Annotated in this window: 13 protein-coding genes and 2 tRNA genes; 6 read left to right on the forward strand and 9 right to left on the reverse strand. The window is 73.5% G+C overall.

Annotation, left to right across the window (positions count from 1 at the left end; translation table 11 throughout):
* Positions 1–26 precede the first annotated feature (26 nt).
* The 3 genes from WMF26_RS16880 to WMF26_RS16890 form a co-directional block, all read right to left on the reverse strand.
* Positions 27–920 (reverse strand): LysR family transcriptional regulator, encoded by an 894-nt coding sequence (locus tag WMF26_RS16880; protein ID WP_437947181.1) that lies wholly within the window; start codon positions 918–920, stop codon positions 27–29.
* A 199-nt stretch (positions 921–1,119) separates the two neighbouring features.
* The gene (locus WMF26_RS16885) at positions 1,120–2,370 is read right to left on the reverse strand and encodes a choice-of-anchor L domain-containing protein (protein ID WP_438001167.1); all 1,251 of its coding nucleotides are present in this window, start codon (positions 2,368–2,370) and stop codon (positions 1,120–1,122) included.
* Positions 2,371–2,446: 76 nt separating this feature from the next.
* Positions 2,447–7,066, reverse strand: a complete 4,620-nt coding sequence (locus WMF26_RS16890; RefSeq protein WP_438001168.1) for a DUF2339 domain-containing protein — start codon at positions 7,064–7,066, stop codon at positions 2,447–2,449.
* A gap of 295 nt (positions 7,067–7,361) precedes the next feature.
* On the opposite strand from WMF26_RS16890, the gene WMF26_RS16895 reads away from it, so the two are divergent.
* Positions 7,362–7,628 carry a hypothetical protein gene (locus WMF26_RS16895; RefSeq protein WP_061629436.1) on the forward strand — a complete coding sequence of 89 codons (267 nt, stop codon included), beginning with the start codon at positions 7,362–7,364 and terminating at the stop codon, positions 7,626–7,628.
* A 27-nt stretch (positions 7,629–7,655) separates the two neighbouring features.
* Here the strand turns inward: WMF26_RS16895 and WMF26_RS16900 are convergent, their stop codons facing one another.
* Positions 7,656–8,540, reverse strand: a complete 885-nt coding sequence (locus WMF26_RS16900; protein ID WP_438001169.1) for a DNA adenine methylase — start codon at positions 8,538–8,540, stop codon at positions 7,656–7,658.
* Between the two features lie 539 nt (positions 8,541–9,079).
* On the opposite strand from WMF26_RS16900, the gene WMF26_RS16905 reads away from it, so the two are divergent.
* Positions 9,080–10,051, forward strand: coding sequence for a hypothetical protein (locus WMF26_RS16905; RefSeq protein ID WP_438001170.1), 972 nt, complete (start codon positions 9,080–9,082; stop codon positions 10,049–10,051).
* Positions 10,052–10,088: 37 nt separating this feature from the next.
* Here the strand turns inward: WMF26_RS16905 and WMF26_RS16910 are convergent, their stop codons facing one another.
* The 4 genes from WMF26_RS16910 to WMF26_RS16925 all read right to left on the reverse strand — a co-directional run bounded on the left by WMF26_RS16910 (position 10,089) and on the right by WMF26_RS16925 (position 11,724).
* Positions 10,089–10,481 carry a hypothetical protein gene (locus WMF26_RS16910; protein ID WP_438001171.1) on the reverse strand — a complete coding sequence of 131 codons (393 nt, stop codon included), beginning with the start codon at positions 10,479–10,481 and terminating at the stop codon, positions 10,089–10,091.
* A gap of 95 nt (positions 10,482–10,576) precedes the next feature.
* Positions 10,577–11,272: an NUDIX hydrolase gene (locus WMF26_RS16915; RefSeq protein ID WP_438001172.1), complete on the reverse strand. Its 696-nt coding sequence runs from the start codon at positions 11,270–11,272 to the stop codon at positions 10,577–10,579.
* Between the two features lie 264 nt (positions 11,273–11,536).
* Positions 11,537–11,611: transfer RNA gene (locus tag WMF26_RS16920), tRNA-Glu, on the reverse strand.
* Positions 11,612–11,650: 39 nt separating this feature from the next.
* Positions 11,651–11,724 (reverse strand) — tRNA-Gln (locus WMF26_RS16925).
* Between the two features lie 564 nt (positions 11,725–12,288).
* Here WMF26_RS16925 and groES point away from each other — a divergent pair.
* The 4 genes from groES to WMF26_RS16945 all read left to right on the forward strand — a co-directional run bounded on the left by groES (position 12,289) and on the right by WMF26_RS16945 (position 15,972).
* A complete protein-coding gene (groES, locus tag WMF26_RS16930) occupies positions 12,289–12,585 on the forward strand; it encodes a co-chaperone GroES (protein ID WP_020735364.1) in 297 nt (98 codons plus the stop codon).
* 68 nt (positions 12,586–12,653) lie between these two features.
* Positions 12,654–14,342, forward strand: a complete 1,689-nt coding sequence (gene groL / locus WMF26_RS16935) for a chaperonin GroEL (protein WP_438001173.1) — start codon at positions 12,654–12,656, stop codon at positions 14,340–14,342.
* A gap of 201 nt (positions 14,343–14,543) precedes the next feature.
* Positions 14,544–15,200, forward strand: coding sequence for a Crp/Fnr family transcriptional regulator (locus tag WMF26_RS16940; RefSeq protein WP_020735366.1), 657 nt, complete (start codon positions 14,544–14,546; stop codon positions 15,198–15,200).
* A 4-nt stretch (positions 15,201–15,204) separates the two neighbouring features.
* Positions 15,205–15,972, forward strand: coding sequence for an MBL fold metallo-hydrolase (locus WMF26_RS16945; RefSeq protein WP_061629442.1), 768 nt, complete (start codon positions 15,205–15,207; stop codon positions 15,970–15,972).
* Between the two features lie 246 nt (positions 15,973–16,218).
* Here the strand turns inward: WMF26_RS16945 and WMF26_RS16950 are convergent, their stop codons facing one another.
* Positions 16,219–17,037, reverse strand: a complete 819-nt coding sequence (locus WMF26_RS16950) for a PP2C family protein-serine/threonine phosphatase (RefSeq protein ID WP_020735368.1) — start codon at positions 17,035–17,037, stop codon at positions 16,219–16,221.
* Positions 17,038–17,071: the final 34 nt, after the last annotated feature.

A 17,071-nucleotide genomic window follows, 5' to 3' on the forward strand; every position in this document is an offset into this window, starting at 1 on the left:
GCCGCGGCGCGCCGGGGCCGGCGCGCTCACTGGATCGGCACGGCGCGCAGCGACTCGGCGAGCTTCGCGTAGAGCGAGCTCCGCGGGTCGTCGCGCCGGTAGACGAGCCGGAAATGATCGCGCGCGAGCGACGCCGACGGGAGGAGCCGCTTCAGCTTGCCGCCGCGGAGCTCGGCGGCGACCATGTGGAGCGGCAGCACGGCCACGCCCTCGCCGGCGAGCACCAGCGTCTTCATCGCGGCGCCGAGCCCCACCCAGCGGTGGCGCGCGAACGCGAAGCGGCCCAAGCCGCCCGCCTGGTCCGCGAGGTACCGGAACAGCGGCATGGTCGCGTCGACGTCGAGCAGGCAGTGCCGCGAGGCGTGCTCGGCGCGGGAGAACGGCGCGCGTCGCAGCAGCCTGGGCGAGGCCACGAAGGCGTAGCGCTCCTCGTGCAGCGTCTCCGCCGCGAGGCTCGCGGCGCTCCAGCGGGCGCTCGTGACCACGCAATCGACGCTGCGATCGGAGAGGCGCCGCAGCAGATCGTCGGAGGCGCCGAAGTAGAGGTGGAGGATGAGCTCGGGGCGCCGTCGCGTCAGCGCGCCGAGCTGGGGGACGATCCACGACATCCCGAGCTCGAAGCGCGTGCCGAGCGTCAGCTCGACCGGGGCGGGCGCGGGGCTCATCGCGCCGCGGAGGCAGTCCTCGGCGAGGGCCAGGCACTGGCGGGCGCGCGGCAGCAAGGCGAGCCCCTGCGGCGTGAGGTGCACCCGCCGGGTGGTCCGCTCGAACAGCGGGGCGCCCACCTGCTCCTCGATCTGCCGGATGCGCTGGCCGAACGCCGCGGGGCTGAGTGCGACGGCGCGCGCCGCGGTCCGGAAGTTCAGCGTCCTCGCCGCGGCCTCGAAGCAGGCGAGGTTCTCCAAGGACGGGAGCCGCATGGCCGCATTGTATCGCTCAGCGCAACAATCCAGGCGGTGAAATCTCGATCCGCGATCCGCAGGCGCGAGAGTCGCCGGCGCGGTCGTGGGACGCCGACGCGCGGTCACGCGGTCGCGCGAGGCGCTGCGGGGGCGCCCCGGAGGCGGCCGCGGTCGCGCGGGGCGCTGCCGGGGTGCGGCCGGGAGGCGGCCGCCGGCGTTACTGGGGATCCTCGACGGGCGCGGTCCCGACCGCGACCGTGCCGCCGTTCGCGACCCACTCGAAGCCGTCGACGAGCGCGGTCGAGTCGAGCGCCGAGTCGCCGGTGTCGAAGATCATGAACCGCAGCTTGAGCTCCTCGCCGCCTTTCACCGGGGCCTGCGTGCGGAGCCAGCCGGTCGCGCCGGCGTCGTCCCACAGCCCGAAGCCGGTGCCCTCGAGCTCGTCGGCCCCGAGGTCGCACCCTTCGCAGACATCGAAGAAGCCGATGTTGACGCTGACCGGGTTGCCCAGGCTATCGAACGAGAGGTTGCCGTTGAGCGATCCGGGCGGGGCCGGCGTCGCCAGCGCGAGGAACTGATCGTTGAAGTGGTCGCAGATGAACTCGGGGTATTCGAAGGTGTAGAACTTGAACGCGAACTCGTAGCCGGTCGCGTTCGTCGGCGTGCGGATGACGAGCTCGAGGCCGATGTCGTCGTTGATGTTCGACGAGGGAGGGCAATCCGGGTTGTCCTGCGGGAAGCCGGGCGGCGCCTCCCCCGGGCCGTAGTTCGTGCAGTCCGACATGTTGCACGCGCCCGGCCAGTGGGCGATCCGGGCGCGGCCCGTGGACAGGACGAGCATGCGGTCCCCGCCCTGCACGCGCACGTTGGGGCCGAACGAGTCGAGCACGCCGACCGCCGGCGTGGGCTCCGCGCGCGAGCCGTCGCCGCGCACGTACTCCGCGCTCAGCACGCCCCACCTCCTGTCGCCAGGCGACGCCTTGGCGCAGAGGTCGACGGCGTGAGCCCCGTGCATGGCGTCGAAATCGGCGGGCGCGATGTTCCGGTCGCACGGCGGCGGCACGTTGTCGATCTCGCCGTCGCAGTCCTCGTCGGCCGGCTCGGGCACGACGCCGGTGTCGTCAGGCTCGGTGATCGCGACCTCGAGGGCGCCCGGGTTGACGTTCGCGTCGTCGTCGTTGCAGTCGCCGTCCTCCACGGTGAACCCGTCACCGTCGTTGTCGCGCTGCTCGGGCTCGCTGCTCGGCGCGCCGCCGTGGCCGAAATCGATCCCCGAGCTCGCCCCCGCGGGGCCCCCGCCGGCGCCGGCCTCCGCCGTCGTGGCGCTCGTCGCGCCCCCGCCCACGCCCCGGCCGACCGAGCCGGGCGCCTGCTGGTCGCGCGACGCGGCGGAGCACCCGCTCGACGACCAGAGCGCCGCCCCGACGCTCGCACAGAGACCCAAGTAAATGAAGCGCCGGCCTCTCATGGTGCATCCCTCGATGGTCGCTCGGACCGCCGGAGGGCCCTCGTGTTTCCGGCTGCCCGTCGCACATCCAATCCCATCACGGCCGCGGCTCCCTGTCTGCTGCTCCCTGCCGCGCGGGCACGGACCCGTCGTCGGGCGGCTCGGCCCCTCGCCGCAGGAGGCGCGCGGCCCACGCAGCGAGCGCCAGCAGCCCGAGGGCCAGCGCGGCCCCGATCGGCGCGCGGTGTCGCTCGGTGAACGGGAGGTCGCGCGCGACCGGGGCGGCCCCGAAGCCCGGGTTGGCCTGCGCGGCGCCGAGCCTCGCGGCGACGGGCGGACGCTCGCGCTCGACGCGGTCGAGCACGTCGCCGAGGTCGTAGCGAGGGCGCTTGCCGAGGGCGTCGCCCACGTAGAGCCGGTGCGGGCCGGGCTGGGCGGCGCGGAACACGATCTCGCGGGCCCGCACCTCGCCTTGCGCGCCCGAGAGGGAGAGCGGCGCCGAGTCGCCGTCGTGGATCGTGAGGCGGAGGAAGCGCTTCCGCGTCGGGCTCAGCGGGATCCGCGTCGACGCGAGCGCCGGACCGGCCTCGCCGCGGGGGCGGATGCGATGGATCTGGCCGCTCCCCACGGCAGGCCAGACCGCGCGGTAGGTGGTCGAGGCGACGTCGACCCGGCGGCTGAACTCCGGCGTGGCGACGTCGAGGAGGACGGCGTGCAGCGGCGCGCCGTCGGCGCCGGCGTCGAGCGTGACCAGGGTCGCCTGCGCGTCGGCGTCCCGCCGCGTCTCGACGATCGCGAGCGGCAGCAGCGCGGCCTTCTCGGCGGCGGCCGGCGGCTCGCACGCGACGGTGCCGCCCGTGATCCGGACGTCCGCGGCCGCCCCGGGCGCCGGGGCGCGCTCGGGGACGAGGCGGATCCGGACGAGGGCGGCGCGCGAGAGGGGATAAGCCACCGAGAGGTGCTCGACGGCCTCGGCGCCCTGCGGGATCCGGTACACGTAGGCGCCGCGCGCCACCTCGCTGAGCGATCTCGGGTCCGCGCCGGTGTCGACGCGCGCCTCGCGGAGGAAGCTGCCGCCGAGGACGCTGAGCTCGACCCGGCAGTGGCGCGTACCGGGCGCGTCGAGGGCCCAGGTTGCGTGCGCCACGCCGGCGGCGTCGACGCCCGGATCGAGCATCGTGGCGGCGATCCGCCCGGAGGAGGGGGAGGCGCCCGTCTCGCGCAGCACGTACGGCACCTCGGCGCCGTCGGGCCCGGCGATGCGGACGTCGGCGAGCAGGTCCTCGGCGCGGCTCTCGCGGTAGAGGTCGAGATCGACGTCGATGCGGTGGTCGCCGGCCGCGTCCACGCCGTCGATGGGCCGGACGCGCGCGTGCCTCTCGGTCGGCAGCGGCGCGACGGTCTGCGCCTCGGAGGGCCGCGCGAGGCCGGTCGCCGCGAGCAGCGCGAAGAGCCCGGCCGCGCCCCTCGGCCCGGCGCGCAGGAGCGTCACGAGGCGCCGGCCGAACCGCGCGTAGAGGAACCCGCCGCCGACGAGCAGCGCGCCGACGCCGGTGAAGAGCGCGATCTGATAGATGCGCTCCACGTGCCAGACGTCCCACGCCACGAGCTTCGCGATCGTGACGGCGAACAGCGAGAGCCCGGCGTACCGGTGGAAGGCGTCGCGCGCCGCGAACCCCGCCGTGAGCAGCGCGATGGCGGCGAGCGCGAGCACGAGCGTCGTCGCCATGGCGAGGCTGCCCTGCTGGCCCTCGAGGGCGGCGCGGTGCTGCACGGCGAGCTCTGCGAACTCGGCCGCGTCGAGCGGGGCGGGGGGCGCGGGGGGCAGCGCGGTGATCGCGCTCCGCACCTCGATGACGACGGTCGCGAGGAGCAAGGCGTACCCTGCGCCGAGCGCCGTGAGCCCCGCGGCGCGGAGGTCGGCGCGCGCGGGGTGGACGGCGCGCCCGACGGCCTCGGCGCGCGCGACGCCGGCGCGGGACAGCAGGCGGCCTGCGGCCAGTAGGGCCGCGCTCACGCCCGCGAACGCGTACGCCCTCGCGTTGAGCAGGACGGGGACGGCCATGACCCCGTCGCGGCCGCGCGTGTCGAACCAGGTCGTCACGAGCGCCTCGGTCTCGACCCGATCGACGCCGAGCGCCCGCGCGAGGGCGGCGAGGAAGAGCAGCGAGGTGACGACGAGCCAGGCGCGCTCGCCGGTGCGCGCGGCGATGGCCGCCGCGACCGCCGCGAGGATGCCCCAGACCACGGTGACCGTGGCCCCGCCGAGCCCGAAGGCGACGGCCGCGGCGAACAGCGCGAGGGCCTGCCCGAGGAGCAGGGCGACGCGATCGGCGGCGCGCGCCGCGCCGGCGCGCAGGAGCGCCGCGCCGAGCGCGAGGTCCAGGGCGCCGGCGCCGGCGGTGAGCAGCGCGCGGAGCGTCGGCGTCTCCTCGGGCGTCGCGCCCAGCGCGGCCGCGACGAACCCGAGCGTCGCCACGCTGGCGGCGAGCGCGCCGGACCAGGCGAGCGCCGTCGCGCCGGGCTCGCGCGGGCGCCGCGCGGAGGCGCCCACGGCGCCGAGGAACACGAGCATGACGAGCGCCGACGCGCCCAGGAAGCCCGCGTCGACGGCCGCCGGCGCGGCCGCGTCGTCCGGCGCGAGCGCGCGCGGCGCCGCCGCCGCGAGCGCGCCTGCCGAGGCGGCCGCCGCGACGAGGAGCAGGGCAGGGAGCTCGGCGCGCGCGGCCATCCACGCCGCGACGGCGGCGGCGCCCGCGATCGCGACCGCGAAGAGCGCCGGCTCGGCCTCGAGCAACAGCATGCCCGCGGCGCAGGCGAAGAGCGCCGCGCCGGCCGAGCACGCGACGGCGGTCCTCCGATCGAGGCGGCCGAAGGCCCCGGCGCCGCGGAGCCAGCCGGCGAGGTAGACGAGCGTCCAGAGCGCGACCAGCGCGGCGAGCGCCGTCCGGTGCGGCGCCGGCGCGTCCGCGAACGTCGCGGCGAAGGCGAGGAAGGCGGAGCCCATCGGCGCCAGCAGCCAGCTGCTCTCGCCGAGCGCGCGCAGCGCGACGGTCGCCGCGATCGCGAGCGCGATGGCGGCGGCGGCGAGCGCGCGCGGGGCGTCGAAGAGCAGCGCGCCCGCGCCTGCGTGCGCGAGCGCGAGCGAGGCGGCGGCGAGCGCGGTGACGTCCGCGGGCGCCGCGCCGGGGACGCCGCCGGCCGGCGCGGGGACGGTCGCGGCCGCGCCGCTGGCGGCGGTCGGGGCAGGCGCGGCGTCGGCAGCGGCGCCCGGGGCGGACGCCGCGCCGCTGGCGGCGGTCGGGGCAGGCGCGGCGCCGGGAGCGGCGGTCGCGCGGCGCGCCCACAGCGCGCGCAGGAGGCCCTGCAAGGCCGCGAGTCCGACGAACGCGAGCGGCACGGCGCGGGCGGCGAGCGGGAGGTAGGGCCCTGGGAGCGCCTGGCCCGGCGCGTCGAGCCAGGGCAGCGCGCTCGGGTCTCCGCCGTCCGGGGGAGCGCTCGCGTCGAAGTGCCGATCGTACCAGCCCCAGAACAGCGCCGCGTGGCCCGCGAGCGCGAGCCAGGGCGCGACGCGGAACCCGAGCTTCGCGGCCACCGCGTGGACGACGCTCGTCATGAGCAGGAGGTAGCTGAACAGGACGAGCGGCCGGTCCTGCCCGGTCGACAGCACGACCGGGTTGAGGAACCCGGCGACGAGGGAGAGGATCAGGATCGCCTCGCCGCGGTGGCGGAGCGCGAGCGCGGCGCCGAGCAGGAGGAGCACCGTGTCGGCCGCGAAGGCGGCGGGGATCGGGATGAGCTCGTACAGCGCCGCGCTCGCCCACACCGACACGATCAGGACCGCGAGCCCGAGGCCGATGAGCGCGTGGACGAAGCGGCGCTGCGTTCGCCCGCGGAGCACCTCGGCCGCCCCGAGGAGCGCGGCGCCGATCACGGCGCCGATCGCCACGCGCCCGAGGGGCCCGATCCAGGCGTTGTCCGAGGCATATTTGAAGAAGAAGAGCGCGCCGAGGAGGAAGGTCGCCGCGCCTGCGCGGGTGAGCCAGGTGAGGCCGAGCCTCTCCTCGATGGTGGGTGTCTCCGGGCCTGCGTGGCGCGCGGCCGAGGCGGCGCTGGCGGCGCTCTCGTCGAGCGGCGCCGCGAGGCGAGGCGGGAGGGGGGCGGCGGTCTCCGGGAGCGCGATCGCCGGCGGCACGCCGGCGGCGTCGGTGGTAATGTCCGGGAACGCGATCGCCGGCGGCGTGCCGGCAGGGTCGAGCCCAGGATGTGTGCCGGCGAATGCAGGCGCCGCACCTGCGCCGAACGCAGGCGCCGCACCTGCGCCGAACGCGGGCGCCGCACCTGCGCCGAACGCGGGCGCCGCACCTGCGCCGAACGCAGGCGGTGCTCCGGCGGACCCCTCGTCGATCGCGGGCAGCGCGCCTGCGGCCCCGGTGGCCGCTGGGGGCGCGACCGACGGCGGCGTGAGGGCGTCCTGGGCAGCTCGCGCCGGCTCCACGGGCTGCGCGTTGCGCGGGCTCTCCACCGCGGCGGTCGGCTCGGGGCGCCCGCGTTGCCCGGAGAGCTCGGCCAGCCGGTGCTCGAGCGCGTGGATCCGCAGCAGCAAATCCTCGTTGCGCCGGTTGGCCCGGACGGCGAACACGAAGGCCACCAGCGGGGCAACCAGGAGATAGCCGACGAGCGCGAGCCCGAAAAAGACGACGATTCCTGCCCCCATGAGGGCTTCGTAGCATGGGGCGCCTGTCGCTGGCGCCGCCCGTCCGCGCGATGACGCCTGCGCTGTTCACGCTGCCCCTGCCGACGGCCCACCCGCGCCTGCGACACCTTTCGGCGCGTGCTGGGACTGGAGTAAGGTGCACCCCCATGAGGAACACACGCCTGCCTGATCGCCCGGCCCGGGGCGCCTGCTATCTTCCCCGTGTTCCCGGACGGCGGCGTTGCTCGGGGGGGGAGCGCGGCCATTCGGGAACAGTTCTTTTGTCCTCTCGCCTCGCTGCTCCGGAGACCTCGCGATGCTGAAGCACCCGACGGTCTCGGCATGGCAGCGAGATCACGAGGAAGGTGGGTATACCGCCGAGATCAACGGCTGGACCCTGCGGGTCCGCTGGAGACCGGAGCGCCCGGGCGAGCTCCGTGGCTTCGTGTGGGAGGCCGTCGATCCGTCGGGGAACAAGGTCACCTCGAGCGAGATCCACGAGGAGATCGAGGTGGCGATGGCGTACGCCGAGGAGCGCGCCGCCCCCGATCCGAAGAAGCACGGGTCGAAGACCGTCGACTGAGGCGCGCGCCCCGCGGCGGCGCGGGGCTCAGCCCGCCTTGTCCGCCGCCGCCTTGCGGCTCCGCCGGGTCGCGTAATTCCGGATCACGATCTCTCCCACGCGTCCCCGGGCGTCGCTCTTCGCGTTGATGCTCCGGAGCGCCGCGACGCGGTCGATCTTGAACCGCTTGTAGAGCGGCGGGATCTCGGGAACATCGGAGTTCGAGAGCATCACCTGGACCCCCCGCTCGTCGAGCGCCGCGAACAGCGCCGCGAGGCGCTCCTGGTCGCGGAAGCTGAAGCCGCCCGCGCTGTACGAGGTGAAGTTCGCGGTCGGCGAGACGGGCGAGTACGGCGGGTCCAGGTAGACGAAGTCGCCCTCGCTGGCGTGGTCGAGCACGCGCTCGAAGTCGCGGACCTCGAGCTCGACGCCCTGCAGCGCCGCCGAGCAGGCCCGCAGCTGGGGCGCGTTGCAGATCGACGGGTTGACGTAGCGGCCGAAAGGCACGTTGAAGCGGCCGGCGCTGTTGACCCGGTAGAGCCCGTTGAACCCCGTCTTGTTCAGGAAGATGGTCCGCGCGGCGCGCTCGGGCAGCGTGAGCGAGGCGGGGTCGAGGTCGCGAACCCGGTAGTAATGCGCCTCCTCGTAGGCGTGGCTGCCCAGCGCGGCGATGACCTCCTCGACCCGGTCGCGCACCGCCCGGTAGCAGTCGATGAGCTCGGCGTTGACGTCCGTCAGCGCCGCGCGTTTCGGCTGCAGGCAGAAGAACAGCGCGGCCCCCCCGACGAAGGGCTCGAAGTAGCGCCCGTACGACGCGGGCAGGAGCGGCTGGAACTGCCGGAGCAGCTGGCCCTTGCCGCCCGCCCATTTGAGGAACGGACGTGGCAGCAGGGGCGCGGCGCTGTCGGGTTCGGTGACAAGGGCGGTGGTCATCGCGCAATACTGGACGCCAACCTACCAGGGCGCGCGATCGTCCTCAACCGCCGAGGTCATGCCGGCGATCTCTCTCGTCCAGGGCCCCCGCCGGTCCGCCCGCGGCGCGCGTTCCCCCGCGCGACGTCCCGCGCCACGCGTCGCTCCAGGCTAGGTCTTTCTATGTCCACGCCCCGGCGGCGCCGGACGGCGAGATGCCTTGTGGGCAAACGGGGATGTTGGCCAATTTTATTAGCAAATTCAATTGTTTATAAGCAGGCGTGAGCGCGCGTGTCCCGGCTCGAGCGCTGCCCGGATCATGGCATGTCGCGGCTTGCGTGATCGCCGAGCAGGGATAAGTTGAAGTCTCGACACGCGGGCTGAACAGCCGCCGGGAAAGCGGGGTTCTCCCGAATTCACGCACCGCCGCTTCAGGCCATCACGCCGGTGGACCTCGGCGGCGCGGCAGGGGCTCGCCCGGGTGCAGGGCGCGGGCGCCCCGCGCCGGCTTTCGGCTCTCGTGGGAGCCGCCGTTCGCTCTCGACAGGAGGAATGCCGCCATGATGCTTGCCTTCGACCTCGATCGCGACGACGCCCCGCAGCAGCGCGGCCCCGCTCCGGCGGACGGGCCGGGCTGCTTCGGTGAGGCCGTGGATTACCGGGCTCAGCGGATCCTGTACGCCGCGCGCGGCTGGATCGCGGAGCAGGACGGCATCACCACGGACGGGCGCTCGCTCATCCTGCTGCACGCCCAGCGGACGCCGCCGGAGCGGCGCGAGGCGCTCGTGCGCTGCTTCGAGCGGGTGCTCCTGCACGCCCCCCGGCCGGAGCTCCCTGCGCTCGCCGCGTCGCTGCGCCAGGCCGGGCTCTCCGTGGACGAGGGGCTCTCGGTGATGGGCGCCCCGGCCGGCGAGGTGCGCGCCGCCGTGCAGGGGCTCGGCCGGTTTCGCTCCTTTCCGGCGGGCCTCCGCCTCTTCCGGGTGTCCCCGGACGACGACGACGCCACGATCCGGTCGCTCCAGGAGCTCCAGGTCGAGAGCGGCCACGCGCCGCTCCCTGGCTGGACCCTGCGCGGCGGCGAGGGGCGCTCCGTGACCCTCGCGCTGCACGACGGCCGGGGCGCGCTGATCGGCTGCACGACCCTGTGCGTCCTGACGCGGCCCGACGCCGCCGAGGACGGCGGGCCCAGGGCGCTCTCCCAGCTCGGGCTCCTGGGCGCCCCGCCGCTCTGGATCTCCGACGTCGGCGAGGCGCCCTCGTGGACGGGCATGCCGATCTGCACCTCCCTGCGCGAGGAGTACCGCGGCCGCGGGCTCGGCGCCCCGCTGCAGGCCGCGGCGCTCCGGGAGGGGCACGATCGCTTCGGGATCCGGTGGTTCTACGCGCTCGTCCGGGCCGGCGACGAGATCGCGAAGCGCATGAACGCGCGCTGCGGCCTCGCCCCGCACCGGGCCGAAGGGTTCCTCGTCGCGACGGCGGGCCCCGCCGAGAGGGCCCGGCGGCCCGCGGAGCCGCGCCGCGCCTCAGGCTGACAGCGCGGGCGCGGGGAGCTGGCGGGGGCCGCCCGCCTCAGGCCGACAGCACGGGCGCGAGGATCTGGCCGAGCTCCGCGGCGACCTTGTTCTGCTGCGGGACGCGCGCGCCGATCGAGGCGAGGTAGAGCGTCCGCTCGCACACCGTGAGCCGCGTCGCGTAGAAGTCGTCGTCGCCGGCGACCGCATCGACGAGCTCGTCGAGCTCGTCGTAGCCGGCGATCCTGTCGGCGCAGCCGGCGCCCAGCGCGGCGAGCAGCGCGAGATCGTCGTCGCTCGCCGCGGCGCCCGCGGAGCGCGCGCCGCCGAGGAGCGCGCCCTCCTCGCCGGCGAGGGCGACGGCGCGCACGCCGCTCCCCTGCGTGGCCTTCGCCAGGTACCGCCCCACGGCATCTCGAGGGACAGCGCTCGGAGTCTTCTGTCGGTTCATCGGGCAGCCTCCGGCCGCGACTCTGCCCCGCCCGGCGCGGATGCCCAAGAAATCGGCGCCCGCGCGCCGGAGCCAGGACGAGCTCGGCGGGAGCGCTAGCCGAGCGTCCACGGAGCCGGCGTCTCGCCCGCGGCGTGGCGGCGGATGCTCTCGAGCGCGTGCTCGTAGTAGCCGTGGCGCGCGGCCACGAACTCGTCGAGCCGCACGTCGCGCGGCGCGATCTTCACGGCGCCGCTCTCGTCCGGCGCTTGCCGCATCAGGCCGGTCACGCTGGGCACCTCGCCCTGGACGAGGCGCTGCGCCGCGTGGAGCGGGAGCGACAGCAGCGCGGTGACCTCGGCCGGGTCGGGGCGGAACGCCGCGAGCGCGCGGCGGGTGGTCGCGAGCAGCACGTCCACCAGCTCGCAGTCGATGATGCCGGGCGCGTGGTCGTCCCTGTGGCGGCACGTGCCGAGCCGGATCACGTCGCCCGGCGCGAGCGGCAGGCCGATCTCCTCCTCGGCCTCGCGCAGCGCCTCCGCGAGATCCTCGCCGGCGCGGTAGTGCCCCGACACGGCGACCTCGAACGCGCCGGGCCAGGTGTCCTTGTCCGGGCTGCGCTGCTGGAAGAGCACCCAGGGCTCCGCGCTGCTCCGGCGGCCGTCGGGCTCGCGCTCGAGGACCACCCACACGTGGAGGCTCCGGTGCCAGTCGCCGTCGCGGTGGACGAGCTTGCGCGCCTTGCGCACGCCGAGCGGCTTGCCGCTGCGATCAAAGATGTCGAACAGCTCGTCCCCGTCCTGCGCCGCCATGGGCCCGAGGGTAGCGCACTTCGAACGGAGGGCGCCGTTGCTACCCTGCGTGCTCCTCGACGAACCTGTGCTTCATCGAGAAGCTCACGCGCCGGGCGACGAGGTTGGAGCGCCCGGCGATGCTCGACGGGCTGCTCCGGCGCGCACTGTGCCCCGCGCGACCTGCAGACGCCGGCGGCGCACCCTCGCGGGGTCGCGAGCCGCAGCCGCGGTCGCAGGGCGACGTGGAGGAGCTCTCGGTAGCGAGGAGAGCTGAGGTGATGCTGGCGATCCCAGCGGGAATCGAACCCGCGTTACCGGCGTGAGAGGCCGATGTCCTAACCGCTAGACGATGGGACCTTGTACTGTCGAGAAGGCCGATAGCAGAGCTGATCGACCTGGCTGGGGGACAAGGATTCGAACCTTGATAGCAAGAGCCAGAATCTTGCGTCCTGCCGTTAGACGATCCCCCAAGGGGTCAGCGCTGTGTTCATCAGCGCCACGGGCCGCGGAATCTACTCGGACCGGTGGGGTTGTCAAGCGATCAAAATCGGACCCGACCAAGAAAACCTCACGGGGCGGAAAATCCTCGGCGTTTCGCGCATTTTGCGCGGCTCGCTCCGTCCCCTCCGCCCGCATCGAGCCCGCCGCGCTCTCGCTGCCGCTCTCTCGCAGCCGTCCGGCGCCGCCGTCCCGTCCGTCCGCAGCGTCATCGCTCGCCCTCGCCCGCCCGATCTCTCGGGGGGGCCCCCACGGCATTGCGACGGCTGCCCGGACGCTCTCTCCAGGAGCTCCTTCTTCGTTCCACGGGGGCGACGGCCCCGGAAAAGTCGCGACTGTCTGCTGCGTGCCCTTGACGTGCCGGGCGACTGATTTACTTTCGGCCGCGGTTTAGCCACCGGCCTAGGAGAGTGCCAAGCGACTGTGATCCCGGGCACTTAGCTCTCGTCGTGGGGGCGGAAGGCCCCTGCGGGGGGGCGAACGGGACCTCCGGCGAGCCGATGGTCAGTCAACCAGCCGAGGACGAGGGAGCCACCATGAAAATCAGGCCGCTGCAGGATCGGATTGTCGTCAAGCGCGTCGAGAGCGAGACGAAGACCAAGGGGGGCATCATCATCCCCGACGCCGCGAAGGAGAAGCCGATCGAGGGGCGCGTCGTTGCGGTGGGCAACGGCAAGGTCCTGAAGGACGGCAAGGTTCGCCCGCTCGAGGTGAAGGTCGGCGACAAGGTGCTGTTCGGCAAGTACAGCGGCACCGAGGTGAAGCTCGACGGCGAGGAGCACGTGCTCATCCGCGAGGACGACGTGCTCGCCGTGACCGAGTCCGCCTCCTGATCCGGATCGAGGGAAACCGAACCCAAGCGATAGCAGACGCGGCCGCGCGGCCGCGAGGGGATTGAGAGATGGCTGCGAAGCAGATCGTTTATAGCCGCGGCGCCCGCGCCGCGATCCTGAAGGGCGTGAACACGCTCGCCGATGCGGTCAAGGTGACCCTCGGGCCCAAGGGGCGGAACGTCGTCATCGAGAAGAGCTGGGGCGCGCCGGTCGTCACGAAGGACGGCGTCACGGTGGCCAAGGAGGTCGAGCTCGCCGGCAAGCTCGAGAACATGGGCGCCCAGATGGTCCGCGAGGTCGCCTCGAAGACCAGCGACAAGGCCGGCGACGGCACGACGACGGCGACGGTGCTGGCCCAGGCGATCTTCGGCGAGGGCCTCAAGCTCGTCGAGGCCGGGCACAACCCGATGAACCTGAAGCGCGGCATCGACGCGGCCGTCGCGAAGGTCATCGAGTCCGTGCAGCAGGCCGCCAAGCCGACCAAGGACAAGGACCAGATCGCCCAGGTCGCCACCGTCAGCGCGAACGGCGACAAGGAGATCGGCCAGATCCTCGCCGACGCCATGGAGAAGGTCGGCAAGGAGGGCGTGATCACGGTCGAGGAGAACAAGCGCATGACGACGGAGCTCGAGACCGTCGACGGCATGCAGTTCGACCGCGGCTACCTCTCGCCCTACTTCGTGACCGATCCCGAGAAGATGACCGCGGTCCTCACGAACCCGCTCATCCTCGTCCACGAGAAGAAGATCTCGGCCATGGCCGACCTCTTGCCGCTGCTCGAGCAGGTGGTGAAGCAGGGCCGCGAGCTGCTCATCCTCTCCGAGGACATCGAGGGCGAGGCGCTCGCCACGCTCGTCGTGAACAAGCTGCGCGGCACCATCAAGGTCGCCGCCGTGAAGGCGCCCGGCTTCGGCGATCGCCGCAAGGAGATGCTGAAGGACATCGCGATCCTCACGGGCGCGACCGCGTTCATGGAGGACCTCGGCCAGAAGCTCGAGAGCGCCACGGTGCGCGACCTCGGGACGGCCAAGCGCGTCGAGATCGACAAGGACAACACGGTCATCGTCGACGGCCAGGGCGACAAGACCGCGATCAAGGGCCGCATCGAGGCGATCCGCAAGCAGATCGCGGACACGGCGAGCGACTACGATCGCGAGAAGCTCCAGGAGCGGCTCGCGAAGCTCGCCGGCGGCGTCGCGGTGGTGAAGGTCGGCGCGGCGACCGAGACGGAGATGAAGGAGAAGAAGGCGCGCGTCGAGGACGCGCTGCACGCGACCCGCGCGGCCGTCGAGGAAGGCATCGTGGTCGGCGGCGGCGTGGCCCTCCTCCGGGCGGCCTCGGCCCTGGAGCAGCTCAAGTTCAACGACGAGCGCGACGTCGGCGTGCGGCTCGTGCGCCGCGCCGTCGAGGCGCCGCTCCGCCAGATCGCCCAGAACGCGGGCGTCGACGGGACGGTGGTCGTGGAGAAGGTCCGGTCGGGCGCGGCCACGTTCGGCTACAACGCCGCGACCGACGCGTACGAGGACCTGCTCGCCGGCGGCGTCATCGACCCGGCCAAGGTCGTGCGGCACGCGCTCTCGAACGCGGCCAGCGTCGCGAGCCTGATGCTCACGACCGAGGCCCTCGTCGCCGAGAAGCCCAAGAAGGAGAAGCCGGCGGCCGGCGGCGCCCCCGGCGGCATGGGCGGCATGGGGGGTATGGGCGGCATGGGCGGCATGGGCGGCATGGGCGGCATGGGCGACTTCGACATGGGCTGAGCGCCTGTCCGGCCGCGCGCCGGTCGTCGCCGCGCTCCGGCGGCGCCGGGTGGTCGACGCGGCGCGCGCCGCTCCCGACGAAGCGGGCCGAGGGGTCCTCCAAAGCATGCTGGCTTGGAGGGCCCCTCGCGCTTTGTGAGGCCGAGAGCCTTTGCCTGGGTTTTTGACCCGCGGTCACGCGCGGCGCTAGACTCTCGGGCAATGTCGGAGTCGTCGTTCGCCCGCTATGGCCGCGAGTACGTGCCGGGCGACGTGCTCTTTCGCGAGGGCGACCCCGGCGACGTCATGTTCGTCATCCAGTCCGGCGCTGTGCGGATCACCAAATCGGTCGAGGGCGAGGACAAGGTGCTCGCCGTGCTCGGGCCCGGCGAGTTCGTCGGCGAGATGGCGATCCTGAACGGCAAGCCGCGCAACGCGACGGCCACCGTCAGCGAGCCGTCCCGGTGCCTCGTGGTCGAGGCGCGAAAGCTCAAGGCCATGCTGCAGCGGGACACCGAGATCGCGTTCCGGCTGATCAAGAAGCTCGCGAAGCGGCTCGACGCGGCGGACGCGCTCGTCGAGATCCTCATGCACCGGGACCCCAAGGCGCGGGTGATGCTCGCGCTCGCCCGCCACGCCGAGGCGTTCGGGGAAGAGACGCCGCAAGGAATACGCCTCCGCGCCTCCCCCGCGGACATCGCGCGCGAGGTCGACGTCGAGCAAGGAATGGTGGACGAGGTGATGGCGCGGCTCCGCCGGCTGAAGCTCCTCGCGGAAGGGCCCCCTGGGCAGGGGGCGATCATGGTGACCGACATGCGGAGGTTTCAGGATTTCATCGAATTCCTGGAGACGCCGCAGAAGTTCGGCGGAGCGAGCTGAGCCCGTGGAGCTGCGCGTCATCGGCTGCCACGGCGGGGAGACCCCCCGGCATCGCACGTGCGCGTTCGTCGTGGACGACGTCCTCGCGATCGACGCGGGCTCGCTGACCAGCGGGCTCGAGGTGAAGGAGCAGGCGAAGATCGAGGCGTGCCTCGTGAGCCACGCGCACCTCGACCACATCCGCGATCTGGCCACGATCGCGGACAACCGCTGCCAGCTCGGGTGCCCGCCGCTCGTGATCGCGGGCACGCGCGAGACGCTGCGCACGCTGAAGAAGCATTTCTTCAACAACGTGCTGTGGCCCGATTTCGCGGTGATCCCGAGCCCCGCGCAGCCGACCATCGAGTACCTCGAGCTCAAGCCGGAGCGCCCCACGATGGTCGCCGGGCGGCTCGTGCGCGCGGTCCACGTGACGCACACGATCGACGCGTCGGCCTTCGTGATCGAGGGGAGCGGCGGCGCGATCGCGTACAGCGGCGACACCGGGCCGACCGAGCGGCTCTGGGAGGTGCTGAACCAGCAGCAGGACCTCCGCGCGCTGCTGATGGAGGTCAGCTTCCCCGATCGGGAGCAGCGGCTCGCGACCGTGAGCGGCCACCACACGCCGCAGACGCTCGCCGTCGAGCTCCAGAAGTTCCGCGCGCCGAAGGATCTGCCGACGATGCTCTACCACATCAAGCCCGTCTTCCAGGCCGAGGTGGAGCGGGAGTGCGCCGCGCTGAAGGGGCTGAACCTGGAGGTCCTTCAGCTCATGGATCACTTCGTCCTGTAGCGGAGCGCCAGCCGTCGGCCAGCGCCTGCGCGCCTGCCGCGGGCTCAGCGCCTGCGCGCCTGCCGTCGGCCAGAGCCGGCGCGCAGCCTCCACCCGGAGCCTGCGCGCTTGCCGTCGGCTAGAGCCGGCGCGCAGCCTCCGCCCGGAGCCTGCGCGCCTGCCGCCCAGCGCCCTGGTGCGCCCGGCCTGGCCGGTGCCGCGCGCTCGCCGCCCCCGGAGGCGGCGGTGGCGGGCGAGCGGCAGGGGCTAGCGGCTCTCCTGCGTGGGCTCGTCGACGAACGCGCGCTTGCCGTCGGGGACCTCCTCGACGCGGGCGAGGACGACCGTGATGTTGTCGGTGCCGCCGAAGTAGTTCGCCCGATCGATGAGCGCCTTGCACGCCGCGTCCAGCGAGCCGCTCGACATCACGAGCTCGAGGATCTGATCGTCGCTCACGAGGCCGGACAGGCCGTCGGAGCAGAGGAGGTAGACGTCACCGTGGCGTGTCTCGTCCGTCACGAGATCGACGAGGACGTCCTCGCGGATGCCGAGCGCGCGCGTGATGACGTTCGCGGGCAGCTGCCGGACCTCCTCCTCGGTCATCCACGGCGCCATGTGCGCCGCGTCGCTGACGAGCGAGTGGTCGCGGGTGAGCTGCGTGATCTGGCTGTCGCGCAGGCGATAGCAGCGGCTGTCGCCCACGTGGCCCACGGTCACGTGCTCGGCGTCCTTGGAGAACATCGCCGCCACGATCGTCGTGCCCATGCCGAAGTCGGCGAGCGTCTTCAGCGAGCGATCGAAGATGCGCCGGTTCGCCAGCCTGAGGCCGGTGACGACGTAGTTCTCCTCCTCCGTGAGGTTCGGATCGGCGGGGAACGGCCAGGTGGCGTCCCTCCCCACCGTCACGGACAGGAAGTCCGAGAGGGTGCTCACAGCAAGCTGGCTCGCCACGTCGCCCGAGCGGTGTCCGCCCATTCCATCCGCCACGGCCACCACACGGTACTCCTCGCTGACGAGGAGGTTGTCCTCATTGTGGTCCCGGAGGAGCCCGGTATCCGTCATCCCGGCAAACCGGGTCCGCAACATGGGCAGAGAGTAGACGCGGAGCCGGGGGGCAGCG

The organism is Sorangium sp. So ce185 (genome assembly GCF_051526825.1).
GTDB classification, from domain to species: domain Bacteria; phylum Myxococcota_A; class Polyangia; order Polyangiales; family Polyangiaceae; genus Sorangium; species Sorangium cellulosum_D.